At 68.3% G+C, this 25,857-nt stretch carries 20 protein-coding genes; 6 read left to right on the forward strand and 14 right to left on the reverse strand.

Features of this window, described 5'->3' with window-relative positions; genetic code table 11:
• Nucleotides 1-17: 17 nt before the first annotated feature.
• The gene (locus tag EV650_RS11510; protein WP_238174155.1) at nucleotides 18-1,598 is read left to right on the forward strand and encodes a right-handed parallel beta-helix repeat-containing protein; all 1,581 of its coding nucleotides are present in this window, start codon (nucleotides 18-20) and stop codon (nucleotides 1,596-1,598) included.
• Here the strand turns inward: EV650_RS11510 and EV650_RS11515 are convergent.
• A complete protein-coding gene (locus tag EV650_RS11515) occupies nucleotides 1,595-2,971 on the reverse strand; it encodes a mannitol dehydrogenase family protein (protein ID WP_238174156.1) in 1,377 nt (458 codons plus the stop codon). The two genes, EV650_RS11510 and EV650_RS11515, sit on opposite strands and share 4 nt — an antisense overlap.
• A gap of 1 nt (nucleotide 2,972) precedes the next feature.
• Nucleotides 2,973-3,974: a LacI family DNA-binding transcriptional regulator gene (locus tag EV650_RS11520; protein ID WP_134118101.1), complete on the reverse strand. Its 1,002-nt coding sequence runs from the start codon at nucleotides 3,972-3,974 to the stop codon at nucleotides 2,973-2,975.
• A 143-nt stretch (nucleotides 3,975-4,117) separates the two neighbouring features.
• Between EV650_RS11520 and uxaC the strand changes: the two genes are divergently transcribed.
• Nucleotides 4,118-5,521 (forward strand): glucuronate isomerase, encoded by a 1,404-nt coding sequence (gene uxaC / locus EV650_RS11525; RefSeq protein WP_134118103.1) that lies wholly within the window; start codon nucleotides 4,118-4,120, stop codon nucleotides 5,519-5,521.
• A 51-nt stretch (nucleotides 5,522-5,572) separates the two neighbouring features.
• A complete protein-coding gene (locus EV650_RS11530; RefSeq protein ID WP_134118106.1) occupies nucleotides 5,573-7,087 on the forward strand; it encodes a right-handed parallel beta-helix repeat-containing protein in 1,515 nt (504 codons plus the stop codon).
• Here EV650_RS11530 and EV650_RS11535 read toward each other — a convergent pair.
• Both EV650_RS11535 and EV650_RS11540 read right to left on the reverse strand, forming a co-directional pair.
• The gene (locus tag EV650_RS11535; RefSeq protein ID WP_134118107.1) at nucleotides 7,073-8,359 is read right to left on the reverse strand and encodes an O-antigen ligase family protein; all 1,287 of its coding nucleotides are present in this window, start codon (nucleotides 8,357-8,359) and stop codon (nucleotides 7,073-7,075) included. The two genes, EV650_RS11530 and EV650_RS11535, sit on opposite strands and share 15 nt — an antisense overlap.
• On the reverse strand, nucleotides 8,359-9,984 hold the full coding sequence (locus EV650_RS11540; RefSeq protein WP_134118109.1) for a Wzz/FepE/Etk N-terminal domain-containing protein: 1,626 nt from the start codon (nucleotides 9,982-9,984) through the stop codon (nucleotides 8,359-8,361). The genes EV650_RS11535 and EV650_RS11540 overlap by 1 nt, the downstream gene beginning before the upstream one ends.
• A gap of 139 nt (nucleotides 9,985-10,123) precedes the next feature.
• On the opposite strand from EV650_RS11540, the gene EV650_RS11545 reads away from it, so the two are divergent.
• The 3 genes from EV650_RS11545 (at nucleotide 10,124) to EV650_RS11555 (ending at nucleotide 15,162) form a co-directional block, all read left to right on the forward strand.
• The gene (locus EV650_RS11545; RefSeq protein ID WP_134118111.1) at nucleotides 10,124-12,343 is read left to right on the forward strand and encodes a LamG domain-containing protein; all 2,220 of its coding nucleotides are present in this window, start codon (nucleotides 10,124-10,126) and stop codon (nucleotides 12,341-12,343) included.
• Nucleotides 12,344-12,487: 144 nt separating this feature from the next.
• Nucleotides 12,488-14,017: a WD40 repeat domain-containing protein gene (locus EV650_RS11550; RefSeq protein ID WP_134118113.1), complete on the forward strand. Its 1,530-nt coding sequence runs from the start codon at nucleotides 12,488-12,490 to the stop codon at nucleotides 14,015-14,017.
• 197 nt (nucleotides 14,018-14,214) lie between these two features.
• Nucleotides 14,215-15,162 (forward strand): type IV toxin-antitoxin system AbiEi family antitoxin domain-containing protein, encoded by a 948-nt coding sequence (locus EV650_RS11555; protein ID WP_166678085.1) that lies wholly within the window; start codon nucleotides 14,215-14,217, stop codon nucleotides 15,160-15,162.
• Between the two features lie 261 nt (nucleotides 15,163-15,423).
• On the opposite strand, the gene EV650_RS11560 is transcribed toward EV650_RS11555, so the two are convergent.
• From EV650_RS11560 to EV650_RS11605, 10 genes are all read right to left on the reverse strand, one after another.
• Nucleotides 15,424-16,686: an MATE family efflux transporter gene (locus tag EV650_RS11560; protein WP_238174157.1), complete on the reverse strand. Its 1,263-nt coding sequence runs from the start codon at nucleotides 16,684-16,686 to the stop codon at nucleotides 15,424-15,426.
• A 9-nt stretch (nucleotides 16,687-16,695) separates the two neighbouring features.
• Complete coding sequence (locus tag EV650_RS11565; protein ID WP_238174158.1) at nucleotides 16,696-17,481, reverse strand: WecB/TagA/CpsF family glycosyltransferase; 786 nt, start codon at nucleotides 17,479-17,481, stop codon at nucleotides 16,696-16,698.
• A gap of 3 nt (nucleotides 17,482-17,484) precedes the next feature.
• Nucleotides 17,485-18,468 (reverse strand): GDP-mannose 4,6-dehydratase, encoded by a 984-nt coding sequence (gene gmd / locus EV650_RS11570; RefSeq protein WP_134118117.1) that lies wholly within the window; start codon nucleotides 18,466-18,468, stop codon nucleotides 17,485-17,487.
• Nucleotides 18,465-19,385: a GDP-L-fucose synthase family protein gene (locus EV650_RS11575; protein WP_134118119.1), complete on the reverse strand. Its 921-nt coding sequence runs from the start codon at nucleotides 19,383-19,385 to the stop codon at nucleotides 18,465-18,467. The genes gmd and EV650_RS11575 overlap by 4 nt, the downstream gene beginning before the upstream one ends.
• 1 nt (nucleotide 19,386) lies before the next feature.
• Entirely contained in the window at nucleotides 19,387-20,877 is a 1,491-nt protein-coding gene (locus EV650_RS11580) for a sugar transferase (protein WP_134118121.1), read from the reverse strand.
• 271 nt (nucleotides 20,878-21,148) lie between these two features.
• Nucleotides 21,149-22,042: a phytanoyl-CoA dioxygenase family protein gene (locus EV650_RS11585; RefSeq protein WP_134118123.1), complete on the reverse strand. Its 894-nt coding sequence runs from the start codon at nucleotides 22,040-22,042 to the stop codon at nucleotides 21,149-21,151.
• 46 nt (nucleotides 22,043-22,088) lie between these two features.
• A complete protein-coding gene (locus EV650_RS11590; RefSeq protein ID WP_134118125.1) occupies nucleotides 22,089-23,060 on the reverse strand; it encodes an aminotransferase class IV in 972 nt (323 codons plus the stop codon).
• Between the two features lie 27 nt (nucleotides 23,061-23,087).
• Nucleotides 23,088-23,648: a dTDP-4-dehydrorhamnose 3,5-epimerase family protein gene (locus EV650_RS11595; protein WP_134118127.1), complete on the reverse strand. Its 561-nt coding sequence runs from the start codon at nucleotides 23,646-23,648 to the stop codon at nucleotides 23,088-23,090.
• Entirely contained in the window at nucleotides 23,645-24,913 is a 1,269-nt protein-coding gene (locus EV650_RS11600; protein WP_134118129.1) for a polysaccharide pyruvyl transferase family protein, read from the reverse strand. Before EV650_RS11600 ends, EV650_RS11595 begins: the two co-directional genes overlap by 4 nt.
• On the reverse strand, nucleotides 24,910-25,854 hold the full coding sequence (locus EV650_RS11605) for a glycosyltransferase family 2 protein (RefSeq protein ID WP_134118131.1): 945 nt from the start codon (nucleotides 25,852-25,854) through the stop codon (nucleotides 24,910-24,912). The genes EV650_RS11600 and EV650_RS11605 overlap by 4 nt, the downstream gene beginning before the upstream one ends.
• Between the last annotated feature and the right edge of the window lie 3 nt (nucleotides 25,855-25,857).

Here is a 25,857-nt window from a genome sequence, read left to right on the forward strand (position 1 = left end):
CCACCGGAGGCTCCGCAATGAGAACAGCACGTCCGGCAATTCTGGCAGTAGTTGCAATCGGCACCAGTCTGGTTGCCCCCGGCCCCCTGCCTGCCCACGCTCTGATATCTGCCGATGTCCTGACACCGTCCGTCGCGACGCCGCCTGCCGACGGCACGTTCCGCGCCGGCCCCGCGCTGGCGCCTGCCTGTGCCGGCGTCACGATCAGGACCACCGACGACGCCGCTCAGGTCGTCGACGACTGGCCGGCCGGTACGACGTTCTGCTTCACGTCCGGCGTCCACCGGATCGGCGAGACCATCCACCCCAAGGCCAACCAGGTGCTCGCCAGCTCCCAGGGCGCCGTACTGACCGGGTCGATCCGGCTGACCAAGTGGACCGCGTCGAACGGCGACTGGCTGACCACAGGCGCGCTGCCCCCGGCGTACCCGCTGACCGGGCAGTGCGAGGACAACAAGGCGAACATCTGCTACCTCGGTGAGCAGGTGTTCTACGACGGCAAACACCTGACCCGCGTGGCGACTCGCGACAAGGTTGCCCCCGGCACCTTCTACGCGGACTACGCCGCGAACGCGATCTATCTCGGCGATTCCCCGGCCGGTCATGCGGTGGAGATGTCCAAGACACCGACCGCGATCGAGCCCGGCGGGAACAACGTGACCGTGCGCGGGCTGACCGTCGAGCACTTCGCCACTCCCCCACAGGGCGGCGCGGTCGTGCTCGGCCTCGGCTGGAGGGTGTACGCCAACGAGATCCGCTGGAACCACGCGGTCGGCGCGATGCTGATCAACGCGGACAGCGCCGTACTCGAGAAGAACGAGATTCACGACAACGGCCAGCTCGGCGTCGGTCAGTACAGCACGCTGAAGGGCACGATCTCGGCCAACGACATCAGCGACAACAACACCGACGGCTTCTGGATCGCCGACTGGGAATCGGGCGGCGTCAAGACCACCTGGTCCAGCGGCGGCTGGGTGACCGGCAACCTGATCCAGGACAACCGCGGCGTCGGGCTGTGGAGTGACGCGTACGACGACAGCCGTACGTTCAGCAACAACCAGATTGTCGACAATGCGGCCGACGGAATCCGCTACGAGATCGGCCGGAACGGCGTGATCGAGGACAACTCGATCAGCGGCAACGGCTACGGCACCGGGCGCGGCTCGGGTACGTCGCTGTGGGACGGCGGCGGCATCAACATCAACACTTCGTCGAACGTGCAGGTCCGCGACAACGTGGTCGCGAACAACGTGAACGGCATCACGATCCAGTCCCGCACCCGCGGCTCCGGCCCGTGGGGCACCAACGTGCTCCGCGACATCGTTGTCTCCGGCAACAAGGTGACGATGCTCCGCGGCACCACCGCGACCGGCATGGTGCAGAACTCCGGCGCCGCGATCCCGGCCGGCGAGGTCACCCTGGACGACAACACCTACATCCTGGACAGCCTCGCCGCCGAACGCTTCCAGCAGACCGGCCAGTGGTACACCGCCCAGCAGTGGCGCAGCACCGGCCAGGACACCGCCAGCGCCTTCACCATCGGCCGAGCAATCCTGGACGCAACCGGCGCCCTGACAATCCTGCCCGCCGTGAGTTAGTTGGTCAGGGCGGTTGCGTGGTTGATCAGAAGCTCGCGGAAGAGGGTCGAGTCACGTAGGTCAGGGGTGAAGATGGAGTCGACGGCTAGTAAGGCGTCGACGAGTTGAGTGGGGTTGGAGGTGGCGGCGACTGCGGTTTTGAGGCGGTCGGACTGGGGGTCGTCGAGGTCTGGAGTTTGGAGTACGTAGACCATCCAGGCGGCGACGGCCAGCGAGATGGTCCGGGGCTCGGCTCCGGCTGCCAGGCGGTCGCGGACCGTGCCGAGCATGCGGACCGGGAGTTTGACCGAGCCGTCCATTGCGACCTGGCGGGTTCGGTGCTTCAGGGCCGGGTTCGCGAACCGCTCGAGGACGGACTCGCCGTACGCGGCCAGGTCCAGTCCGTCGGGCGGTGAGAGGGTCGGTACGACGTCGTCCGTCATCAGCTGACGGGCGAGTCCCTCGAGCTCCTCGTCGCGGACTGTTTCGGCGATCGTCTCGTAGCCGCGGAGGGCGCCGAGGTAGGCGAGCATCGAGTGGGTGGCGTTGAGCATCCGCAGCTTCGCCTGTTCCCACGGCGCGACGTCAGCGGTGAGGACCGCGCCGCCCTGCTCCCAGGCCGGCCGGGCGCCGGCGAAGTCGTCTTCGATGATCCATTGCAGGAAGGGTTCCGCGACCACCACGGCTTCGTCCCGAACGCTGAGCAGCCGGGCCGCCTCATCGCGGTCCGCATCGGTCGTGGCCGGCACGATCCGGTCGACCATGCTGGCCGGGAACCGGGTCGTCTCGAATGCTGACGGAACCTTGCCCAGCGCATCGAAGTACTCGGTCACCAGCCGGCGCAAGAAAGGGCCGTTGGCAACCAGGTTGTCGCAGGACACGATCGTGAGTGGTTCATCGCGCCGCGCGAGCCCGGCAGCCAACTGACCGACGACCGTCCGCGGTGGGCGACCAGTCAGATCAGCCTGGATCTCCGGATCGTTCAGGTCGAGCCCGCTGCCGGCCGCGCGGTACCCCTTCTCGGTCACCGTCAGCGTCACCACCGAGACTGCGGGATCCGCGATCCGGGCGACGACCGCGTCGGGGTCCTCGGGTGCGGTCAGTACTTCGCGGATGCTGCCGATCACCTGGATCGACGGATCACCCAGCCCGCGCTCCAGGACGGAGTACAGGCCGTCCTGCGGCGCCAACTGGTCTCGGACAGTCGTGGATCGTTGGCTGACGCCGGCGATTCCCCAGCGCGTCGAGCCGGTGGCGACCGCGGCCCGCTCGGTCACGACAGCTTGGTGGGCCCGGTGGAACGCGCCCAGTCCGAGGTGTACGACGCCGACCGACAACGACCGAGGGTCGACCGCGGGTGCGACGGGAAGGTTGGTGAGGCTGAGCCTGCTCAAGCTACGGCACCTTTCGGTTGTATGGCGCTGGTCCGGTGGAGTCCCGAACGATGAGTTCTCCATGCAGGGTGCCCTGGGTGCCGACCGAGCTCTCCGGGTCGTCGAGCATCGCCAGCAGCAACTCGACGGCGATCCGGCCGGCCTCCTGCTTCGGCAGCCGGACCGTGGTCAGCGCCGGCCGGGCCATCCGGGACATCGTGATGTCGTCGACCCCGACCACGCTCAAGTCGCCGGGGACCGAGATGCCGCGGGCGTGTAGGCGGGCCAGCAGCCCGATCGCGACCAGGTCGTTGTAGGCGACCACGGCTGTAGCCCTCGTGGCGAGGACCTGGTCTGCAGCCGCCATGCCGCCCTCGTACGTCGGCGCGAAGTTGCCGACGGGCACCAGCCTCGCGCGCAACTCCTCGACCGCGTTGCGCAGGCCCAAGCCTCGGTGCTGGGTCGACCAGGACGTGGCCGGTCCGCCGACCCAGGCGATCCGGCGGTGGCCGAGGGCAACGAGATGGGCGACGGCCTGGCGCATGCCGTCCTCGTTGTCGTAGGTGATCCCGAGGATCCCCTCGGCAGTGCGGTTGACCAGTACGACGGTGGTGTCCTGGGCGATCGCGGTCAGCTCGTCGTCGGTGGCTCGCGGCGAGCACAGCACGATTCCGTCGACCTGCTTGGACAGCGCGCGTACCAGTCCGGCCTCGGCCGCCGGGTCCTCGTCGGTGTCCGCGACGAAGACGGCGACGTCGTGCTGGCGGGCACGGGCTTGGACGCCCTTGGTGATGCTGGCGAAGAACGGGTTGGCCAGATCGGGTACGACCAGGCCGATGGTGCCGGTGCGGCCGGTGATCAGGCCGCGGGCGGCCCGGTTCGGTTCGTAGCCGAGCTGCTCGACCGCGGCAGTCACTCGGGCCCTGGTGGTCGCGTTGACCATCCCGGGCAGCGAGATCGCCCGCGACACTGTGGACGGCGATACGCCGGCCAGCCGCGCCACATCCCGGATCGTCGCCGCCATGGTCATCTCCTCAGGGGTCGGGTCGAGTCTGCAATCGGTTGCAGGTCGTGTCAAGCGATGCTCCGATGGACACGCCCTTGTGCTCAAAAGCTGCGGCTGCAATCCTTTGCAGAGTTGTTTCAGACCATCCAGTCGGAGGAACCATGCCGAAGGCCTTGCAGCCTCATCCGGACCGTGCCTTCCCGGCCGGCGAAGCCCGCGACGTCGCCCGCCGGATCCACGCGTCGACGAAGGACCTGCCGCTGCTCTGCCTGCACGGCCACGTCGACATCGGGCTGTTCGCGACCGACGCGCCGCTGGGCAACCCGGCCGAGCTGCTGGTCGTCCCGGACCACTACGTGACCCGGATGCTGATCTCCCAGGGCGTCTCCCCCGACAAGCTCGGCCTACCCCGCCGCGACGGCAAGCAGACTGCCGAGCCCCGGGAAATCTGGCGCGAGTTCTGCGCGAACTGGCACCTCTTCCTCGGCACCCCGAGCCGCTACTGGCTGGAACACGAGTTCGCCGAGGTCCTCGGACTGACCGTCCACCCATCGGCCGAGACCGCAGACGAGCTGTACGACCAGATCGTCGCCCGGATGGCGGCGCCGGAGTTCCGACCGCGGGCCCTCCTCGACCGCTTCAACATCGAGCTGATCTCCACCACCGACGCGGCCACCGACGACCTCGCCCAGCACGCGAAGCTCGCGGCCGACCTCCCCGGCCGAGTCGTCCCCACCTTCCGACCGGACGCCGTCGCACATCCCGACCGCGCCGGCTGGCCCGACCTCGTGGCCCAACTCGGCACACTGGCCGACATCGACACCACGACGTACGACGGATTCCTAGAGGCTCTCCGCCAACGCCGGCAGGCGTTCGTCGCAGCCGGCGCACGGGCCACCGACCACGGTCACCTGAGCACGGCCGCCGTACCGCTGTCGGATGCGGAGGCGGCCCGGATCTACTCAGGAGCGTTGAAGGGTGACGTCACCGCCGACGATGCGGCCGCGTTCGCGGGACACATGCTCTACCAGTCGGCGGTGATGTCGGCCGAGGATGGGCTGGTGATGCAGCTGCATCCGGGCGTACTGCGCGACCACGATCCGGCGATCTTCGCGACGTACGGGCCGGACCAGGGGCACGACATCCCCGTGGCGACCGAGTTCACGCGATCGCTGCGGCCGTTGCTGGAGCGATTCGGTCACGCGGACGGCTTCCGGATCGTACTGTTCACCGTCGACGAGACCGTCTACAGCAGAGAGCTCGCTCCACTCGCCGGCGTGTACCCGGCGGTGCGGCTGGGCGCCCCGTGGTGGTTCCTCGACAGCCCCGACGGCATGCGGCGCTTCCGTGAACTCGTCACCGAGACGGCCGGCTTCTACAACATGTCCGGCTTCGTCGACGACACCCGCGCGTACCTGTCGATCCCGGCCCGGCACGACCTGGCCCGCCGGATCGACGCCGGCTACCTGGCCAACCTCGTCGTACAGCACCGACTGGACGAGGACGACGCACTCCAGGTCGCGAAGGCCCTGGCGTACGACCTCGCCAAGGACACGTACCTCTAACCCTGTAGTCTCACGCAGATCTGTTCGCCGGGGGCGGGTGAAGGGACCTGGATGAGGCGTGGGGTTGTCGCGGCCGTTGGAGTCGCGCTGCTGGTGGTGTCGGGCTGCTCGGATTCGAAAGACTCGAGCAAGCCTCCGCAAGCCACGACCACCGTCACCGTCCCCACCGCTCCCCCAGCCGCAGCGGCCGCCGTACTCGGACCAACAGGCCCGAGTACGGCGAAACCCTGCAAGGGAACCGCGATCCCGGTGGGGACCGACCCACAGCCGATCATCGACGCCGCACCACCCGCCACCACCTTCTGCCTCGCCAAAGGCATCCACCGCATCACCCGCCCGATCGAGCCCCGCAAGGGCGACACCCTGGCAGGAGACCCCGGCGCGATCCTCAGCGGATCCATTCGGCTGAGCGGTTGGAAGCGCAGTGCAAACGCCTGGGTCGTCCGCAACGTCCTCCCCAAGGCGTACCCGCTCAAAGGCCAGTGCGAGGACGACAAAACCAAGCCCTGCCAACCAGGCGAGCAACTCTTCACCGACGGCAAGCACCTGACCCGAGTCATGAGCCTGAGCCAACTCAAGCCAGGCACCTTCTTCGGCGACTACCGCACCAACGCCCTGTACGTCGCCGACAACCCCGACGGCCACCTGGTCGAGATGTCCCGAACCCAGACCGCCATCGACAAGACCGCCGACGACGTCACCGTGACCGGCCTGACCATCGAGCACTTCGCCAGCCGCCCGCAGGCCGGCGCACTGCAGGTCGGGCCCGGCTGGAAGGTGACCGCGAACGAGGTCCGCTGGACCCACGCCGTCGGCATCATGGTCATCGAGGGCGACAACGCCGAGCTCAGCCGCAACACCGTCGCCGACAACGGCCAGCTCGGCATCGGCCAGTACAAGTCGGCCGGCGTGAAGATCACCGCGAACCTGGTCACCCGCAACAACACCGACGGCTTCTGGATCGCGGACTGGGAGTCCGGCGGGATCAAGTCCACCCGGTCGTCCGGCGAGGTCAGCGGGAACGACGTGGTCGCGAACCGCGGGATCGGCATCTGGAGCGACATCGCGGAGTACGACCGCCGGATCAGCGGCAACCGGATCCGGGACAACGCGGCGGACGGGATCCGGTACGAGATCAGCTACTCGGCCGTCATCGACCAGAACGTTGTCGAGCACAACGGGTTCGGTACCGGCCGCGGTTCCGGCGGCACGCTGTGGGACGGCGGTGGGATCAACGTCAACACGTCCGCCGACGTCCAGGTCCGCGGCAACCTGATCAAGGACAACCGCAACGCGCTGTCGATCCAGTCACGCACCCGCGGAGACGGCCCCCGCGGCACGTACGTCCTCCGCAACGTACTTGTCGAAGGCAACCTGGTCGTGATGACGGACGCAAGCGCGTCCCTCGGCGTCGTGGAGAACAAGCGCTCCCCCACTCAACCCGGCGCTATCACGTTCCGCCGCAACAGCTACCAAGGCGCCGATCACTTCGCCTACCACGGCAAGACGATGACCTGGTCCGAGTGGCAGCAGTCCGGCTTCGACCAGGACTCAGTGAGTAGCTAACGCCCGTCTTCGTTGTCGGAGGCGGTCGGCGTCGCAGATGGCGGCCGCCACCAGTAGGTGCACCGTCATCGACGACAGGTCGGACAGGCCGCTCTCGTTGAGCGAAGCAACGGTGACGTAGCCGAGCAGCAGGGCTCCACAGGCCCGGATGTACGGCGTGGGCGCGCGAAGGACCGAGATCCACGCGACGATCAGCGCGACCGCGACAATCGCGACGGCGAGCAGTCCGGTCTCCCAGTAGAGGCCGAGCCAACTGTTGTCGATCGCCATCACGTCGACATCGCCTTCGCCGCGGGTGAGCAGCACGCGCTTGTTGCCGAGTCCGTGGCCGATGATCGCGGTCTGGGTGGACACCTTCTCGTCGATGACCGCTTGCCAACTCGTCGTACGGCCACTCAGCGAGCTGATCTGCTTCGTGCCCTGGCCGCGCAGCAGCCAGGTGTGCAGCGACCCGATGGTCAGGAACGCCAGCCCGAGCAGCCCGGGAGCCGCGAGGCTCATGATCCGGCCGGCCCAGGTCTTCCGGGTGATGATCAACGCCAGCACCAGCCCGAACGCGACCGCCGCGGCCGAGGTCCGGGTCCGGCTCGCCGCGATCAGGACGCCACCCAGGCCGATCAACGCCACCGCAGGCAGCGCCGACAACTTCCGGCAGAGCAGCCCGATCAGCGCCAGGCCGAGCAGGATCGCCCCGACCTCACCGACCCGCGGCGGCAGCATCGGGATGATCACGCCCTGCAGCCGCGACCCGGTCCCAAGTGAGCTCAACGGCCGCCACGCCTGCGACGGCGCATAAGCAAGACTCAGTACGACGGTTGCCGCGAGCAACAGGTGGGCCCACAAATGCGCCCGTACCAACCGCTCCGGCACCTGCACCAACGGCCGCCAGAGCAGGAAGACGAACACCAGCCCGATCAGGAACCGGGCCAGCCGGGTCAACGGCCCCATCGGCTGCGCCAGCAGGAACGCGGTCGCGCAGGCGAACAGCACGTACATCACGTACAGCCAGCTGGCCGGATTCACCCGGGTCCGGAACCCCGGCTTGGTCGCGGCGAGCGCGATCAAGAAGACCGCGCCGAGCAGCACGCCCTTCGCGATGCTGTTGGTGGACCCGGTCGTGCCCTGCGGCGCCGCGACCCGCGACGACCACGGCTGGACGCCGAGCACGAACAGGCACCACAGCATCAGCCAGAACCAGGCCGGCCGTTCGATCTCGCCCTCGACCGTCCCCGGCACCGCCGGGGCCAGCCGTGTCCGATCACTGGTGAGCATCAGCGCATCGGCGGCGCAGCCGAGTCCAGCGACTTGTAGTTCAGCGGGATCCCGAGCGTCTCGTCCTGCGGTGAGGACCCGATCAGTACGACGCCCAGCACCGGCGCACCGGCGAAGTGCAGCGCACCCGTCAGCCGCGCGACGTCCATCTCCTTGTCGAGACCGACCTGGACCACCAGCACCGACGCGTCCACCGCGGCGGCCAGCGGGGTGATCCCGTGCCGCCCGACCGACGCCGGGCCGTGGATCACCACGGAGTACCCAGGCGGCAGGTCCGCGACGATGCCCGGCACGAGCGACGGGCCGACCGCCTCGGCCGTCTCCTCGTGGTTCAGCCCGGGCGGGAGCACGTACAGGTCCGCGACCGTCCCCGGACGGAACAGCTTCCGGGCCCGGATCGCCCGGGTCGCAGCCGGCTCATTGACCAGGTCGGTGAGCCCTTCGTGCCCGGTGAGATGCGGCAACACCGGCGTACCCTCGATGTCGGCCAGGACCAGCAGCGTCTCGCGGCCGTCACGGGCATTCGCCTCGGCCATGGCGAGCGCGATGCCGGCCGAGTTCGGCGTCGGCGAGGCCGACACCACCAGCAAGGCGCCCGGACTGCCGGCCGCGAACGCACGCGGGTTCAGCTCGCGGCGCGCCAGCGCACCACTCGCCTCGGCGCCCAGCGCGGTGATCTCGTACCGCGGAAGCTCCGGGGCACCCCGGCGCCAGAACCGCCGCCGATGCCCCTCGGAGGCCGCGATCACCGGCGAGCTCGCCGCTCGGGCGGCCTGGTCGCGAGTCAGGATGTACGGCGTCAGGTGGGACCGGAGGAGCGCGAGACCGAAGCCCAGCACCAGACCGAGGATCCCGCCGACCAGGATGTCCCGGGCAACGATCGGCGACGAGCTGGCGGTGTCGGTCGTTGCCGGTGTCACCAATTGGCTACCGGAGCCGACCGTGGAGAGCGCCTTCAGCATCGCGGCCGCGTCGTCCGCGGCCTGCCGGGCCTCGGTCGCCAGACCGACCCGCTGGTCTCGCAGCGCCGCCGCGGTCTGGTTGTCGCCGCGGCCGACCGCCTCGTCGATCTGGCTGACCAGGCTGCGGGACTGCGTGGTCGCCGTCTTCGAGCGGGCCTGCGCCTGCTCGGCCAGGTTGGTGAGCAGCGCCTTGGCCTCGTCGTTGCGCTGCTTCAGGTAGATCGTCGAGATCGCGTTGGCCCGGTCGACCGCCTTCTGCGCGGTCGGGCCGTCGGTGGTGACCAGGTAGGCGTTGTCGGTGACCGCCTTCACCCGGGTCACGGTGGCCAGATCCTGGATGGTCTTGTCGTCGGTCGGCATGCCGAGCTGCTTCACCACCGCGGCCAGCAGCGTCGGGCTGGCCATCACCCGGGCCTGCGTCTCGGCCGGCAGGTCCATGCCCAGCGGCCCGGTCTTGTCCGCGCCGTCCGACAGCTTCCCGACCAGGGCCGGCGGCACGGCCGGGCCGATCACCAGCTGGCTCGAGGCGGTCCAGCGAGTGGTCTGGGAGAGCGCGAACACCGAGGCGCCGGCCAATCCGAGCAGGATGCAGCCCAGGATCAGCCACTTCTGCCGCAGCAGTGACTGAGCGGTTTCCCGCCAGACCACGGTGCCCGGTTCCATCCGCTACCTCACTCCCTAGCTGCCAGCGCCTCAGGATATAGGCACCGGAATGTGATCACAGCATCTTGTCCGGTGCCCTACTCTCTTCTCGGGGGAATCTGGGGTTTTCGCTTTCATGTCCAAGGGGGGACATCTACGCATGACGAAGAGACGACTGTTCACGCGGCTGGGGATCGTGGGCACTCTGCTCGCGGGCGCTTTGGTCGTGACGCTCGCGCCGGCGGCGCAGGGTACCGAGGCCTCGCTCGCAGCGACCAACAGCTCTAGTTGGCAGACCAATGCCAGCGTCCAGGGCATCGCGGTCGCCGCCGGGAAGGCGTACGCCGGAGGCCGCTTCACCAGCGTCCGTCCGCCGGGCGCCGCGGCCGGGACCGGTGAGGTCGGCCAGGCGTATCTGGCCGCGTTCGACGCGAGCACCGGCGCGCTGGTCACCGCGTTCAACCCGGTGTTGAACGGCCAGGTCTACGCGGTGGCCGCCTCCGCGGATGGCTCGCGGATCTTCGTCGGCGGTGACTTCACCACCGTCAACGGCCAGACCCGGAACCGGATCGCCGCCTTCGACACCGCCACCGGTGCCCTGGTCGCGAACTGGAAGCCGTCCGTGTCCTTCCGGGTCAAGACGATCGCGGTCTCCGGGACGACGGTCTACTTCGGCGGCTCCTTCGGCCTGGTGAACAATCTCACCCGCAACCGGCTCGCCGCGGTGACCACCGACACCGGCACGCTGCTGCCGTGGGCTCCGTCCGTGAACGGCGACGTGTACGCCGTCGACGCGGCCGATGACGCCTCGAAGGTGTACGCCGGTGGCCAGTTCAGCACCGTCAACGGCACCAACCAGAACACCGCGACCAGCCTCGACCCGGTGACCGGCGCCGTACTGCCGTTCCCCGGAGCGTCCGCCGTACCGCCGCCGAACGGGTCCTGCACGACCCGGGTGAAGTCGATCGACGCCAGCGGCGGCACCGTGTACTTCGGGAACGGCGGTGACGGCGGCGGCTGCTTCGACGGCACCTGGGCGGTCGACATCGCGACCAACACGCTGAAGTGGAAGAACCAGTGCCTCGGCGCGACCGAGGCGGTCAAGGTCGTCAACGGCTGGCTGTACAAGGGCTCGCACGCCCACGACTGCGCCAACCAGGGCGCCGGCGGCTTCCCGCAGGGCTTCGACTACCGCTTCCTGCTGAGCGAGAAGCTGACCGACGGGTCGCTCGGCCCGTGGTTCCCGAACACCGACGCCGACCCGAACAGCGCGACGAACGTCGGCCCGCTGGCCTTCGCGACCGGCGGCAACGACCTGTGGGTCGGCGGCGACTTCCTGCACGTCAACGATGTCGCCCAGCAGGGCCTGACCCACTTCACCAACGCGGCCCCGGGGGCGGCTCCGGCCAAGCCGGCCAAGCTGCTGCCGTACAGCGTCCAGCCGGGCGTCGTGCAGATCCACTTCCCGACCGTGGTCGACAACGACGACAGCACGCTGACCTACCGGCTGCTGAAGGGCTTCACCAACACCACGATCGCGACCTGGACGGCCACGTCCAAGCCGTGGGACAAGCCGTGGCTCTCCTACACCGACACGTCCTCGCCCCCGGGTGAAGTCACCAACTACCGGGTCGAGGTCACCGACGGCAGTACGACGATCCGCGGCAACTACTCGGACCCGATCACGGTCGCCTCGACGGCATCGACGGCGTACGACCAGCTGATCAACGCCGACGGACCGCAGGCCTACTGGCGGCTGGGTGAAGCCGTCGGTACGACGACCTCGGTTGACTCCTCCGGGCAGAGCAACAACGGCACGTTCACCGGGGTGACGCTGGGCGGCGCTGGTGCGATCGCCGGCAACACGTCGATGACGACCAGTACGACCACCGGCCGGATGGTCGGCGAGAAGGCGTACAGCATGCCGCAGCAGTTCACGGTCGAGGCCTGGGTGAAGCAGAGCGGCGTCGGTCGCGGCGGCCGGATCATCGGCTTCGGCAACTCGAAGACCGGGAACAGCGGCAGCGGCGGCGACCGGATGCTGTACATGCGGACCAATGGCTCGATCGTCTTCGGTGTGAACGACGGCGCCCAGCAAACGCTGACCAGCCCGTCCGGCAAGAACGACGGCCTGTGGCACCACGTGGTCGGCACCTACGACAACGGGATGATGAAGGAGTACGTCGACGGCGTACTCACCGGGAGTGCTCTGGTCGGCGCAGCGTCGACGTACTACGGCTGGTGGCGGGTCGGCTATGACCTGACCAACTCGTGGCCCGGCGGCGGAGCGACCCAGACCGGAATGGGCATCGACGAGGCGGCCGTCTACCCGTACGCGCTCACCCCCTTGCAGGTCCAAAGTCACTACGCAGCAAAGTGAAAAGACTGGTTTCTGCAAGGTTTGGCACAAACTCATAACGCGGTTGGGAGGCCCGCTTCCGGTGGGCCTCCCACAGCGGTAATGTCCGCCGCTGGTGCGTGATGAGGCACGCGCTGTACGGCCCCCGCCTGTCGAAGGACATAAATGAAGAAGTTAGTGCTGGCCCTTGTCACCGCAGCGGCTGTTCTGGCCGCGGCGCTGATACCCTCCGGACCGCCGGTGCAGGCGGCGACTCCGGGTTTCGCCTCCGCGGTATCCGCGATCAAGCAGACCTCGTGGCAGACCAACAACAGCGTCAACGCGATCGCGATCGCCGGGAACACCGTGTTCGCCGGTGGTCTGTTCACCAGGCTCCGGCAGCCGGGGAAGTTGTCGGGCCAGGCGCCGGAGACGGTCCGTACGTACGTCGCGGCGTTCAACCGCAGCACCGGCGCACCGACCTCGTGGGCGCCGACCGTGAACGGTCCCGTCTACAGCATCGCGGTCAGCCCGGACGGCAAGTGGGTGGTGATCGGCGGTGACTTCACCGTGGTGAACGGATTGCGGCGCGCCAAGATCGCCATGTTCAGCGTGGCCACCGGCAAGATCGTGCAGGCCTGGGACCCGGTCTTCACCGCCCGCGTCAAGGCGCTGGCGATCTACGGCAACAGCGTGTTCATCGGCGGCGCGTTCCGCTCGATCGACGGCGTGACCCGCAACCGGCTCGGCGCGGTCCGGCTGCTCCAGGGCGACATCCTGCCGTGGAACCCGAACGCCAACAACGACGTGTACGCCGTGGACGTGGCCGACAACGGCACCCGGGTGTTCGTCGGTGGTCCGTTCAGCACGATCAACGGCAAGGACCACTACTCGCTGGCGATGCTGAACAACACCACGGGCGCGGCGTTCGCCTTCCCAGCCGCGGCAGCGATCCCGAAGCCGACAGCCACCTGCACCACCCGGGTGAAGGACATCGACACGCTCGGCGACAAGGTGTTCGTCTCCAACGGCGGTGACGGCGGCGGCTGCTACGACGGCGTACTGGCCGCGCAGGTATCGACCGGCAAGCTGCTGTGGCAGAACAAGTGCCTGGGCGCGACCGAGGCGATCAAGGCGATCGGCAACTGGGTCTACAAGGGTTCGCACGCGCACGACTGCACGTCGACGCCGAACGGCTTCGCCAACGGGAGCGGTACGCACTACCTGCTGGTCGAGAGCGCGATCGACGGCAACCTCGGGCCTTGGTACCCGAACACCGACGCGAACCTGAAGAGCACCACCAAGGTCGGTCCGCTGGCGATGGCCGGCACCGACACCGACCTGTGGGTCGGCGGCGACTTCCTGAACGTGAACGGCAAGCCGCAGGTCGGGATCACCCGCTTCACGAACGCGCCGGGCGGCGCGGCTCCCGGCGTACCGAAGGCACCGACGCTGTCCGCGACGACGTCCGGTCGGGTGTACGTGACCTACTCGGACACGTACGACCTGGACAACCTTTCGCTGACGTACAACGTGTTCCGGGGCTCGCTGAGCGTCGGCTCGACCAAGTACACGTCGTACTTCTGGCAGGCACGCAAGAGCTACCAGGTAGTCGACCGCGGCCTCAAGCGCGGCTCGACGTACTCGTACCACATCGAGGTCCACGACGGCCGAAACATCATGAAGGGCGCCACCGCAACGGTGAAGATCCCCTAGCTCGCAGGGCGCCGCAGGCTTTGCACGTTTCAGGGGTCAACCCCGCGGATGGTCGGTTGCGGAGGCAGAATTCAGCCGCGCAACCGACAATCTGCGGGGTTGACCCCTGAAACGTTCGTGGGTGGGGTGGGACGAGTTGTCCACAGGTCTCGGGTTCGGGGATGCGGCGGACGGCTTCGGTGGCCGATCCTTGCGGGATGAATCCGATGCTCGCCGTGGTCGCCGATAGCCAAGGTGGCGTGTTCAGCCGGGCGCAGGCGCTCACGTGCGGTTACACGCCGCGCGGGATCCGGGACCGGGTCCGAAGTGGACGCTGGCTGCGGATTCGTCACGGGCAGTACGCCGAAGCGGTCGACCTGAGCCGCCTGGCACCGTGGGAGCTCGAGTTGGCTCGGTATCGGCGCCTGGTGTACGCCGTGATGAACGCGATGCGACCAGGATCCGTTGCCGTCAGCCACCAGTCGTCGCTTCTCCTGCACGGACTGCCGTTGTGGGGCGTCGACCTGTCGGAAGTGCACCTCAGTCGCCTGGACGAGCGCAGGCACAGCGGACCCGTTGCGGATGTGCGCTACCACCGTGGTGTCCTGACGTCCGACGACCTCACCACCATCGGAGGTCTGGCGTCGACTGCTCTGCCCAGGACAATTGTCGAATCCGCCTGTACGACGTCGTTCGAGGCTGCCGTGATCTTCCTTGATGCAGCCCTGCGCGATGGGGTCGACGAAGATGACCTGCGCCGGCTGCTTCGCCTCACCGAGTTCTGGCCGGGGAGCGCGACCGCCCGCGCCGCGCTCGGCTTCGCCGACGGCCGCTCGGAATCCGTCGGAGAATCTCGGATGCGGGTGCTGATGCACAATCAGGGGTTGCCTGTTCCGGAACTCCAGGTCGTCTATCGCGATCGGGACGGGATCATCGCCCGAGTCGATTTCGACTTCTCCGACTACAACACGGTCGTCGAGTTCGACGGCAAGCTGAAGTACGCCGGCGCTTCGAGCGACGTACTCGTCCAGGAGAAGATCCGCGAGGACCGGCTGCGCGCCATCGGGCTCGAGGTCGTGCGCACGATGTGGCCGGATCTGGACCGCCCGGCCCACACCGCCGGCGGTATCCGGGCCGCGTTCGCCCGAGCCCGCCGTACGGCTTGACCCGGCTCGGCGCCGTACGGCCGACCACGCCGCCTTACCGCACTGCTGTGCCGCCCGTGACACACAGCGCCGCGCCCCCGCCTCTCCCCCGCCGCGCCCCGTCGCGCCTCGGTCGGCTGCCGCGCGAGTCGTCCGTTTCAGGGGTCAACCCCCGAGCTGGTCGGTTTGGCCACCTGAATGCAAGGTGTCAACCGACCCTTTTGGGGGTTGACCCCTGAAACGGACGCGGGACGGACGTGGCCGGGCGCGGTGGGTGGGTGGTTAGTGGGTGCGGCGGTGGGATTTTATGGCTTGGTTTGCTTCGTTCCACCAGAGGAGGAGGGTGGTGAACGAGGCGCCGGCCAGGCCCCACGCCGCGCCCTTGGGGCCCCAGAGGTAGGCGCCGCCTACGCCGCAGGTGGTCAGGATGACCGAGGAGATCAGGCGGACGCGGAGGCCGCGGGTGGCGGCGGTGAGGGCGCGCATGATCGCGAAGGCGCCCGCGTTCGAGGCGCCGAGTGCCTGCAGCAGGATGACCGGGATGAGTACGGCGTGAGCCTGGGTCCAGACGCCCGGGCCGAGGAGCTCGCGGCCGACGACCGCTGGTAGGAGCAGGAAGATGGCGCCCCAGGCCAGTGCGCCGGCTCCGACGCCGAACGAGATGGCCAGGCCGACGAGCCACAGCCGGCGGTACGAATGCCGCAAAGCGCGAGCGGCCTCCGGTACGGAGATCATCCGGATGCCCTGGTTCAGTACGTTCACCGGGCCGAGCAGGACCTGGGCGCCGCGGATACCTGCCGTGGCGACCAGACCGGCGGCCGCGGTGATGCCGAGCATGTAGACCTGGATAGTGCCGGAGACCGCGAGCATCTCGCCGACGTACTTGGGACTCAGGTCCCAGTTCCGCTTGACCCATTCACGAATCAGCTGCCGGCGCGGCGCCACCCCGGCCTGGAAGCGACCGGCGATCGCAGCGATCACCGCGCCCATTCCCCAGCCGAAGGTCAGCGTGAACGCGGACGTCGTACCCGTCAGGTAGAGGCCGCCGAAGATCGCGAGCATCGCCAGCAGCCAGATCAAGTCGTTGACGAACGCCCGATGCCCTTCGCCGACGACGAAGAACGCCCAGCGCCACGCGTCCTGCAGCAAAAGGCCAGGCATCGTCACCGCGAAGGCGATCAGCACACCCCGAGACGGGACTCCGGGAAACGCCGCGATCGCCAATCCCACAAGCAACGCCAGGAAGCCCGCGAACAACGCGGTCGCCGTACTCGCCCGGACCGCACGCTGCCACTCGGGCGTCCGTTCACCGGAGTACCGGACGGCTAGCGGCTCGGTCGAGATCGCGCGGGACACGTTCAGCGCGATCGTGTAGCCGCCGAACGCGAGCGCGTAGACGCCGAAGTCCGCCACAGTGCTCGACCGCGCGACGACGACACCGACCGCGAGGTTGCTGAGACTCGACAGCGCCTGATCGGCCAGACCCCAACTGGCGCGACCGGCCGGCCCGGCCAGCCGACGCAGCTTCGGCCGCCGGAACTTCACCGGCTCACTCTAGAGCGGACGTGGCGGATGACGGAGGACGCCCAGGAGGAAACGCGGGATGCCCAGCACATAACGCTTCCAGAGCCGGCGAGGCTCCTTGTACAGCCGGTAGCTCCACTCCAGCCCGGCGCGCTGCATCCACAGCGGTGCGCGGTCCAGCCGGCCGGTGTGGAAGTCGAACGCCGCCCCGACACCGATCAGGATCGACGCGTTGAGCCGGTCGCGATGGTCGGCCATCCAGCGCTCCTGCTTCGGCGCGCCGAGCCCGACCCAGATGATGTCCGGCCGCGCCTCGTTCATCCGCGCGACCACGGCCGCGTCCTCGGCGTCGGTCAGCGGCCGGTACGGCGGGCATTCGCTACCGACGACCTTCAAGGCCGGATGACGCTCCTGGAAAACGTCCCGCAGCTCCTCGGCGACCCCCTCGGCGCCGCCGTAGAAGTACTGCGTCCAGCCGCGCTCGGCCGCCTCTGCCATCACCCGCTCGAGCAGATCCGGCCCGGCGACCCGGTCCATCTGCTCGAACCCGGCCTTGTGGCCGGCCCAGACCAGCGGCATGCCGTCCGGCACCGTTAGACCGGCGGTGTTGTAGACCTCGGTGAGCCGCTCGTCGGCGCGCGCGTGCAGCAGGGCGTTCATGTCCGTGACGCAGACCAGCTCGCGGGCGTGGTGATCGATCCACCGCGCGAACGTCGCGACGGTGTGGTCCGGATTGGTGACGCTGACATGGATGCCCAGGACATCGACCCGGTCGGCCGTGGTGGTGCCAGTCGCCGCGGTCTGCATATCGGTCATCAGTCAGTCCTCCGGGGTCAGCGCGGCGAGATCCGCGTCGACCATGATCTGAACCAGCTCCGGCACGTGCACCTGGGCCTTCCAGCCCAGCTCGGTCATGGCTTTGGACGCATCCCCGATCAACGAGTCGACTTCGGTCGGGCGGACGTACCGCGCGTCGTAGTCGACATACTCCTCCCAGTCCAGCCCCACATGGTCGAAGGCGCGCGAAACGAAATCCTTGACCGAGTACGACGTACCGGTCGCGATCACGTAGTCCGCGGGGGTGTCGTGCTGCAGCATCCGCCACATGCCCTCGACGTACTCCGGGGCGTATCCCCAGTCCCGGCAGGCGTCCAGGTTGCCCAGATACAAGCGATCCTGGCGACCGAGCTTGATCGCGGCGACCGCCCGAGTGATCTTCCGGGTCACGAACGTCTCACCACGCCGCGGCGACTCGTGGTTGAACAGGATCCCGTTCACCGCGAACATGTCGTAGGCCTCGCGGTAGTTCCGGGTCATCCAGTAGCTGTAGAGCTTCGCAGCGCCGTACGGCGAACGTGGGTAGAACGGACTGACCTCGTTCTGCGGCGGCGGGGTCGCGCCGAACATCTCCGACGAGGACGCCTGGTAGAACCGGCAGTCCAGCCCGATCATCCGGATCGCCTCGAGCAACCGCGTCGTACCCATCCCGGTCGTGTCGCCGGTGTACTCCGGCTCGTCGAAACTGACCCGCACATGCGACTGCGCGGCCAGGTGGTACACCTCGGCCGGCTGGATCGACGCCAGCAGCGTGACCAGTCGCGACCCGTCGGTCAGATCCCCGTAGTGCAGGAACAGCCGCTTGTCCTTCGCGTGCGGATCCTCGTACAGGTGGTCGATCCGGCGCGTGTTGAACGTCGACGCCCGCCGGATCAGGCCGTGGACTTCGTAGCCCTTGGCAAGCAACAGCTCAGCCAGGTACGAACCGTCCTGCCCGGTGATTCCGGTGACGAAGGCCTTTTTCATGAGTGGTTCTCCACATACCAGCGGTAGGTGGCGGCCACACCGTCTTCGAGATCGATGGACGGCTTCCAGCCCAGCGCCAGCAGCTTGCTCACGTCGAGCAGCTTGCGCGGAGTGCCGTCCGGCTTGGACAAATCGTTGCTCAAGGCACCGGTGTACCCGACCACGCGGGCGACCAGCTCGGCCAGCTCCCGGATCGTCACGTCCGCACCGACACCGACGTTGATCGGCTCCGGCGCGTCGTAGTGATCGAGCAGATGCAGGCACGCGTCGGCCAGGTCGTCCACGTGCAGGAACTCCCGTCGCGGCGTACCGCTCCCCCACAACACAACCTCGGGTGCGCCAGCAGCCTCAGCCTCGTCAAAGCGGCGGATCAACGCCGGCAACACATGCGAGCTCAACGGATCGAAGTTGTCGTGCGGCCCGTAGAGGTTCGTCGGCATCGCCGAGATCCACCGCAGCCCGTACTGCCGCCGCACCGCCTGCACCTGCATGATGCCCGCGATCTTGGCGATCGCATAAGCATCGTTGGTCGGCTCCAGCTCCCCGGTCAGCAGGCTCGACTCACGGATCGGCTGGTCGGCGTACTTCGGATAGATGCACGACGACCCGAGGAACAACAACCGCGGCGTCCGTACGTCGAGCGCCGCATCCATCAGGTTCACCTGGATCCGCAGGTTGTCGCTGAGGAACTCGGTCGGGTGATCCCGGTTCGCCAGGATGCCCCCGACCCGAGCTGCCGCATCGATGACCACGGCCGGCCGGTGCTCGTGCAGAAACGCGAAGGTGGCGTCACGGTCCCGCAGGTCCAGCTCTGCGGACGACGCGCCGATCAGGTTCGTGTGGCCGGCAGCCTCGAGCCGTCGCCAGATCGCGGAACCGACGAGGCCGCGGTGGCCTGCTACATATACCGAATCCATGTCAGTACGCCCCTGCGCCGTAGATCACCGCGCGCACCGTTTTCCAGAGGATCAGCAGATCCAGGGTCATCGACCAGTTGTCGACGTACCGCAGGTCGAGCCGGACCGACTCGTCCCAGGACAGATCGCTGCGGCCGCTGACCTGCCACAGGCCGGTCATCCCGGGCTTGACCAGCATCCGCCGCGAGTCGTCGGCGGCGTACAGCGCGACCTCCTCGGCCAGCGGCGGCCGCGGGCCGACCAGCGACATGTCGCCGCGCAGCACGTTGAACACCTGCGGGAGCTCGTCGAGCGAGAACCGCCGGATCCATCGGCCGAGCGGCGTCATCCGCGGGTCGTCCCGCATCTTGAAGATCACGCCGTTGCCGTCGCTCAACGCGAACAGGTCGCCGAGCCGCTGCTCGGCGTCGGAGTACATGCTGCGGAACTTCAGCATGGTGAACTCGACGCCCGCGCGGCCGACCCGCTGCTGCCGGAACAGCACCGGTCCCGGGCTGGACACCTTCACCGCGAGCGCCAGACCGACCAGCAGCGGCGACAGTACGGCGATGAAGCCGAGCGCGACGACCCGGTCGAAGACCGCCTTCATCAGGTGCGGCCCGCCGCTGACGGACGGCCGCTCCAGGTGCAGCAGGGACAGACCGGCGACCGGACGGACCGAGATCCGCGGACCGGCCACCTCGATGATGCCGGGCGAGACGATCAACTCGATGCCGCGCTGCTCCAGGGCCCAGGACAACCGCCGCAGCAAGTGACCGGCCAGCTCCGGATCGGTCGCGATCGCGACCACGTCGACCGCGTGCCGATCGGCGGCGGCCAGGATGTCCGGCTCGGCCAGCTCGTCGACCTGCAGCGGCCCATTCCCGTGTCCTTCGACGCGCGGACGGCAGGTCGCGACCACGCGGAACCCATCGGTCGGACGGCTCTCCAAGTGCTCACAAAGAGTCGCGGCCGGACCGCTGCGCCCGACCACGAGAACCCTGTGCATGCAGCGACCTCTGACCCGGTGCCGGTGCAGGTCCTTCCGCAACGCGTACCGCAGCAGCAGAGCGGACACGACCATCACCGGAATCGCCAGCACCACGAAGCCGCGGGCGATCTCGGTCTTGGTCACGTACGACGTCATGGCGACCGCGGCCGTCAGTCCGACACCGGACCGGAGCAGCGACCGGAACTCGTCCGGCCCGGCACCGAAGTACCGCGGGTCGTAGCCCTTCGACAGCGCGACCACGCCGACCCACGCCAACGGCAGCAGGCTGCTGACCACGAGATAGCTGGAGCCGACGTGGTATCCGAACCGGGTCAGCAGGGCGATCGAGACGCCGAGCATCGCGGCCATCAGGTCACCGCCGACGGCGGCCCACCGGTACACACCCACCCAGCGCGGCTCGGTCGAGCGCGACGGCAGCGGGACGATCGCCGGGACCTCGTGCGGCACGACCCAGAGCGATCCGTGCCCGTCCAGTCGGCCGGGCGCCTCAGCTCCGCTCACACCAGTCCTTCGGTCTCACGTTGCGGCCACTCGGACACGCTCCGTGCCCAGGGCTTCCCGCAGCTGGCCGTCCCCAGAATTCACCCGCGCGTCGGCGACGAGTCACCGAAGATTACTACGCACCATCGGCCTCGGCGACCACCAGGCCGCCTTCCTTGTGGAGAACTTGCATTGTGAGCCAAGAACTGGTTGACAGGTCACGAAATGATCAAGAAAAACAGGTCGTCCGGCCGACGTCGCGATGACGCCGGCCGGACGACTTTACAACTGGTCAGACGGTTGCGTGACTCGGTGTGTCGTAGGTGGCGACGACCTCCGCCGGGATGTGCTCGAGGTCGCTGACCCGCAGGTAGTCGCCCATCGTCGTACCGGTGCACTCGGAGTCGACGTTCGGCGCGGACCGCCCGTCGACGGCGTCGCCCAGGTGCACGGTGCGCAGGTCGATGCTGAACCGGGTCCGGCCCGAGGTGTTCGGCACGCTGGAGTGCAGCTGCTCCCCGGAGAACAGGATGATCCCGCCAGGCTTGCAGATCGGACGGATCTGCGGCACCAGCTCGACCTCTTCCTCCGGCACCGGCTGGACCCGGGTGTCGGTGCCGATCTGGGTCGCGGCGATCTTCCGGCTGGTCGCGTTCCACTCCGCATAGTTGTAGACCCGGGAGCTGTTCTTCACCGGTGTCTGCCAGTACCGCGGGTGGAACGCCAGCCCGTTGTCGTCGCTGATCGGGAAGATCGGCAGCCACCAGTTGAGCTGGGTGAACGGCGCGGAGTACCAGGTGTCACGGTGCGGGTGGAACGCGAACGCGATCCCGGTGGTCAGGTAGTCGTCCGACGTCGAGCTGCGCATCCGCGGCACGTCGAAGTACACCTGCTCGGGGTCGCAGCCGAAGTCGACCAGCATCTCCTGGATCAGCCGCTTCGACTCCGGGTGGTGGATGAACCGCGGCTTCAGCTCGGCCAGCAGCGCCGCGTAGTCCTCGACGGCCATGTCGAACTGCGCCGTCTCCGGATCCAGCGGGTGGAAGGCCTCGCGGGCCATCTCAGCGGCGAACTCGATCAGCGCCAGCGTCGACGGGCGCGGTGAGTAGACGAACAGGTCGCCGTCGTACAACTTCTGCCTACGTTCGTCGTCGCTGAACTCGGCATCGACATAAATGGAATGCATCGGAGTCCCCCTCCTTGTCGTACTGCGAAATTCCCCCAGACCGGACTCAGCCGGCCTGTACTCCGGCCCCCACCGGACGTAGGGCACGTGACGCGTCGACCAGCGGCACCAGGTCGACGTTGGGCAGGACCAGATCGCCACGCATGAGTTCCAGGTAACGCTGCCGGAGCTGTGCCAGCAGCCCGGACTGTTCGTACTCGACACCGTCCAGCTCGGAGACCAGCGTCAGCTCCGAGATGGTGCCCGCCAGGCCGCACTCGTCGGCGGCGAGCAGCTCGGTGCGTTCGATCGGCCGCCGCTCGAACGGCATCCCGAGGTCCTTGGCGACTTCCTCGAGGATGTCGACGGTGATGCTGTCCAGGCAGGACTCGCTGGTCGGCGGCGTGACGATCCGTCCGCGCTGGGCGATCAGGACGCACGCGCCGGTCGCCTCCGCGACCCGGCCGAAGTCGTTGAGCATGATCGCGTCGTCGTACCCGAGCCGGCGTACCTCGATCCGGGCCATCCGGGCGCCGACGTAGTTCGCGCTGCTCTTCACCCGCGTGGGCAGGACCAGGTCGGAGGCCCGGCGCCAGCTCGTCACGCCGAGCCGCATCGGGTCCGGGTCGAGCTTGCGCTGGCTGAACGCCGTGACCACCAGGTCGGCCTCGGTCGCCTCACCCCAGTGCCCGTGGGTCACGAACATGGTCGGCCGGAACCACAGGTCCTTGTCCGGCACGAGCAGTTCACCGGCAAGCGTCGACAGCCCGGCGAGGAACTCGTCGTAGCTGAACCGGACCGGGATGTGGAACAGCGAGGCCGACCGGCACAGGCGGTCGTAGTGACGGCGCGGCGTCCGGAGCGAGAAGACCTCGCCGGCGGAGTCCCAGTAACCCTTCACGCCTTCGAAGACGCTCAGTGCCCGGGTCAGCGCCTCGGCGCCGATGTGGATCTTCACGTCGGTGTACGGCACGAGCTCGCCGTTGACGAGCGCCCACGGCGGCGTCGTGAGCTGCGATATGGATGCGGTGTGAGCCATGAGGCGCCTTCCCGGAGATGGTGGTGATCAGTGAGCGGTCGGAACGCCCGGCCGGATGTGGTCTGCGAGCGATACCGCCCGCTGGTCGCGGGCCGACATCAGCGTGACCGGTAGCGGCCACGGGATGGCGAGATCGGCGTCGTCGTAGGCGATCACCACGTCCTCGGACGGATCGTGCGGCCGGTCGATCCGGTACGCGATGTCCGCGGGTTCGGTGAGCGCCTGGAAGCCGTGCCCGCACCCGGCCGGGATGTACACCGAGGCCTGGGTGTCCCCCGACAGCGTGAAGTGCGCCTGCTGCAGGTACGTCGGCGAGTCCGGCCGGAGGTCGACGACGACGTCGAACACCTCGCCGGCCGAGCAGCGGACCAGCTTCGACTCACCGCCGCCGGAGCGCAGATGCATCCCGCGCAGCACGCCCTTGCGGGAGCGCGACAGGCTGTCCTGCGCGAACCCGTCCGGGTCGATCCCCACCGACCGGGCGACCTCGGCGTCGAAGGTCCGGCTGAAGAAGCCACGCTCGTCGACGTGCGGGGTCGGCTCGAACAGATAGACCCCGGCGACCTCAGGTACCTGCGTCACCTTCATGAGCGTCCCTCCAGGGTTTCGGCCGACTTCGGGAAGAGCTGCGACGTCAGGACCTCGTACTGCTCATCGATCAGGCGGCGGTTGACGGCGTTCCGTTCGTCCATGGCCTGCCCGACGACGTCGCGGCGCGACTCGAGCGCGGTGTACTGGCTCATCAGCCGATCCACGTCCAGAGTGCGGATGTACTGGCAGAACTCGGCGAGACCCATGTCGGCCATCAGTACGTCGTTCTTCGCGGCGTACCCGATCGAGACGGTCGGTTTGGAGAGCATCAGGGCGCAGACCACGTTGTGGTACCGGGTGGCCACGATCGTGTCGACCGCTGCCATCTGCTCCATCAGCTCGTCCAGCGACCGCGGCGGCTCGTCGACCACCCAGGAGGGATCGAGGTCGGGCCGGCCGGCCCGCACCGCGGCGAGGATCGTGGCCGAGGCCAGCTCGTCCTCGTGATCTCCGGTGAGCAGCCGCACCCGGTGCCCGTGCTCGACCAGCCAGTCGACGAAGCGGGTCATCTTCGCGAGGTAGTCCGCGAACACCTCTTCGCCCTGGTCCCGGTCGTCCTCGGTGCCGCGGTACGTCATCACGCCGACGCCGACCGTCGTGGGCTCCCCCGGCGGGGTGGCCGAACGGACCTCCGGGATCGGCAGCGAGAACGCGAGGTCGGGATAGACCGGGTCGTCCGCGATGCCCAGGCCGGTGGCGCGCATCGCGTCCTTCGACAGCTGGTCGCGGAACGAGCGGTAGTACGCCAGCCGGGCCGCCAAGGTGAAGACGCGGCGGGTCATCCGGCGTCCCGACGAGTTGGCGCCGACGCTGACCAGGGCGACCTTGGTACCGACCACGCGACCGGCGGCGGTCAGCAGCAACAGTGAGTACGGGAATCCCCACCAGCGCAGCGGCAGACCGCCTTCCAGCACACCCATTCCCGGCACGACCACCACGTCGTGGCGCCGGACCCAGGACGCCGTCCAGAAGAAGTCGACGATCTTTCCGATACCTTTGAGTGCGACCGAACGCAGGCTGCTGGCGGTGTTGTACTCGTCGCGGTTCCAGTTCATCCGGGTCGCGCGCAGGCCGTAGCGTGCCTCGACGACCTCGGGACCGGAGCAGAGGAAGTCGATCTCCGCGTCCGGGTACGACTTGGCCAGGAAGGCGAGGAACGCCTCCAGTGACCCGTCGTTGCCGAGGTTCCCGTGGCCGAGGAGGCCGAAGAGCCCGATCCGCGGACCGCGCGCGGCCGCCGTGGTGAAGCTGTCACTGCTCATGCGACTCGCCCGTTCTGGCCCGCGACCACCATGGATACCGACACGACCTCACTGACCTGCTCGACCGGGGTGTCCTGCTGCCGCATCGACGGCGGCACCACCCGGCTCGTCATCCACCGCACCAGTTGCCAGAGGCAACGCATTCGCTGACCACCGGTCAGCGGCGCGCGGAACAGCGCCCGGACGTAGCCCAGCGGGTACTCGACCAGCAGCCGCACCGTCGGGTGCTTCAACCGGTTCCGCCGCCGCGGGTCGAGGTTGCCGCACCACGAGCGGACCGTCCGGTTCGATCGCAGCGCACTGTCCGGGTGGTCGCGGCGGAAGAACAACGACGCCGGCACGTGGTGGAACCGGCCGTGCAGCGCGATCTCGGCCACGATCGTCCGGTCGGCGTGGTAGAAGCTCTCGTTCAAGGCGGTACGACGCAGTACGTCGGACCGGACGACGCCGTAGTCGTCGTCCCCGCCGACGTCGAACAGCAGGCTCCGGAACCGCTCGACCGGATCCGGCGAGTCGGTGGTCAACGGGTAGCCGACCTTGGCGACGATGTCGCCGGCCTCGTCGATGATCGCGCTCCACGAGTGGCACAGCACGGCGTCCGGGTGCTCGTCGAGGGCCTGGATGCACCGGTCCAGCAGGTCCCGGGCGTACAGGTCGTCGTACGACGCCCACTTGAACAGCTCGCCTCTGGACTCGGTGAAGACGATGTTGTGGTTCGGCGAGGCGCCGAGGTTCACCGGCTGACGGATGTAGCGGACACGCGGGTCGCGAGCCACGTACTCCCGGCAGATCCGCTCCGTGCCGTCGGTCGAGGCGTTGTCGGAGATGATCAGCTCGAAGTCGGCGTACGTCTGCCCGAGCAGCGCGTCGAGCGCCTCCGCGAGGTACTTCTCTCCGTTGTAGACCGGCAGTCCGATGCTCAGCCGCGGTACTGCGTTCATCTT

This window comes from Kribbella kalugense (assembly GCF_004365875.1).
In the GTDB taxonomy this organism is placed as follows: domain Bacteria; phylum Actinomycetota; class Actinomycetes; order Propionibacteriales; family Kribbellaceae; genus Kribbella; species Kribbella kalugense.

Coding starts and splice junctions, on each gene's coding strand:
- EV650_RS11510 (WP_238174155.1), top strand. CDS start 18: ATGAGAACAGCACGTCCGGCAATTCTGGCAGTAGTTGCAATCGGCACC.
- EV650_RS11520 (WP_134118101.1), bottom strand. CDS start 3,974: ATGGCGGCGACGATCCGGGATGTGGCGCGGCTGGCCGGCGTATCGCCG.
- uxaC (WP_134118103.1), top strand. CDS start 4,118: ATGCCGAAGGCCTTGCAGCCTCATCCGGACCGTGCCTTCCCGGCCGGC.
- EV650_RS11530 (WP_134118106.1), top strand. CDS start 5,573: ATGAGGCGTGGGGTTGTCGCGGCCGTTGGAGTCGCGCTGCTGGTGGTG.
- EV650_RS11535 (WP_134118107.1), bottom strand. CDS start 8,359: ATGCTCACCAGTGATCGGACACGGCTGGCCCCGGCGGTGCCGGGGACG.
- EV650_RS11540 (WP_134118109.1), bottom strand. CDS start 9,984: ATGGAACCGGGCACCGTGGTCTGGCGGGAAACCGCTCAGTCACTGCTG.
- EV650_RS11545 (WP_134118111.1), top strand. CDS start 10,124: ATGACGAAGAGACGACTGTTCACGCGGCTGGGGATCGTGGGCACTCTG.
- EV650_RS11550 (WP_134118113.1), top strand. CDS start 12,488: ATGAAGAAGTTAGTGCTGGCCCTTGTCACCGCAGCGGCTGTTCTGGCC.
- EV650_RS11555 (WP_166678085.1), top strand. CDS start 14,215: ATGAATCCGATGCTCGCCGTGGTCGCCGATAGCCAAGGTGGCGTGTTC.
- EV650_RS11565 (WP_238174158.1), bottom strand. CDS start 17,481: ATGACCGATATGCAGACCGCGGCGACTGGCACCACCACGGCCGACCGG.
- gmd (WP_134118117.1), bottom strand. CDS start 18,468: ATGAAAAAGGCCTTCGTCACCGGAATCACCGGGCAGGACGGTTCGTAC.
- EV650_RS11575 (WP_134118119.1), bottom strand. CDS start 19,385: ATGGATTCGGTATATGTAGCAGGCCACCGCGGCCTCGTCGGTTCCGCG.
- EV650_RS11585 (WP_134118123.1), bottom strand. CDS start 22,042: ATGCATTCCATTTATGTCGATGCCGAGTTCAGCGACGACGAACGTAGG.
- EV650_RS11590 (WP_134118125.1), bottom strand. CDS start 23,060: ATGGCTCACACCGCATCCATATCGCAGCTCACGACGCCGCCGTGGGCG.
- EV650_RS11595 (WP_134118127.1), bottom strand. CDS start 23,648: ATGAAGGTGACGCAGGTACCTGAGGTCGCCGGGGTCTATCTGTTCGAG.
- EV650_RS11600 (WP_134118129.1), bottom strand. CDS start 24,913: ATGAGCAGTGACAGCTTCACCACGGCGGCCGCGCGCGGTCCGCGGATC.
- EV650_RS11605 (WP_134118131.1), bottom strand. CDS start 25,854: ATGAACGCAGTACCGCGGCTGAGCATCGGACTGCCGGTCTACAACGGA.